This is a genomic window from Pseudomonas sp. PS01298, assembly GCF_029959745.1.
Classification (GTDB): Bacteria; Pseudomonadota; Gammaproteobacteria; order Pseudomonadales; family Pseudomonadaceae; genus Aquipseudomonas; species Aquipseudomonas aylmerensis.
This window is the reverse complement of sequence record NZ_JASCPP010000233.1, coordinates 1-1,116: the sequence shown is the minus strand read 5'-3', so window position 1 is coordinate 1,116 and position 1,116 is coordinate 1. Positions and strand designations below refer to the sequence as shown.

Below are 1,116 nucleotides of genomic sequence, written 5' to 3'. Positions count from 1 at the left end.
TCCCTGCTGACTGATACACCGCTTTCGCGAGCAAGCCCGCTCCCACATTCGACCGCACTCAAAGGTGGAAGCGGGGTGGGTTACTTATCGCGAATCGAAAAATTCGCCATATGCTCCAGCCCCTTGATCAGCGCCGAATGGTCCCAGTTGCCGCCGCCGATCGCCGTGCAGGTGCTGAACACCTGTTGGGTGCCGGCGGTGTTCGGCAGGTTGATCCCCAGCTCCTTGGCACCGGCCAGGGCCAGGTTCAGGTCCTTCTGGTGCAGGTTGATGCGGAAGCCCGGATCGAAGGTGCCCTTGATCATGCGCTCGCCATGCACTTCGAGGATCTTCGAGGAGGCAAAGCCACCCATCAGCGCTTCACGTACCTTGGCCGGGTCGGCGCCGTTCTTCGAGGCGAACAGCAGCGCTTCGGCCACCGCCTGGATATTCAGCGCGACGATGATCTGGTTAGCCACCTTGGCCGTCTGGCCATCGCCATTGCCACCCACCAGGGTGATGTTCTTGCCCATGCTCTGGAACAGGGGCAGGGCGCGTTCGAAGGTCTGCGGCTCGCCACCGACCATGATGCTCAGCGTGCCGGCCTTGGCGCCGACTTCACCGCCGGACACTGGCGCATCCAGGTACTGCGCGCCGGTCTGGTTGATCTTGGCGGCGAACGCCTTGGTGGCGGTGGGGGAGATCGAACTCATGTCGATCACCACCTTGTTGGGTGACAGGCCGGCGGCTACACCGTCGGCGCGGAACAGCACGTCATCGACCTGCGGGGTGTCGGGCACCATGACGATGATGAACTCGGCTTCCTGGGCGACTTGCTGCGGGTTGGCCAACGCGATGGCGCCCGCACCGATCAGCTCGGCCGGCGCCTTGCCATGATGCTCGGAGAGAAACAGTTGGTGACCTGCTTTCTGCAGGTTGGCGGCCATGGGTTGGCCCATGATGCCGGTGCCGATGAATCCGATTTTAGCCATGATCAAAATCCTCTTGTTATTCGATGTATGGGCCTGGCACGGCCTTCTAAACACAGGAGGTCCAATGTGGGAGCGGGCTTGCTCGCGAATGCAGTCTGACATTCAGCATTGATGTCGACTGATACACCGCTTTCGCGAGCAAGCC

The 1,116-nt window shown here is 61.6% G+C and carries 1 protein-coding gene; it reads right to left on the bottom strand.

Annotated features, from left to right (window positions below; translation table 11 throughout):
• Positions 1–80: 80 nt before the first annotated feature.
• Positions 81–971, bottom strand: coding sequence for a 2-hydroxy-3-oxopropionate reductase (locus QMX97_RS31995; protein ID WP_106804702.1), 891 nt, complete (start codon positions 969–971; stop codon positions 81–83).
• Positions 972–1,116 lie beyond the last annotated feature (145 nt).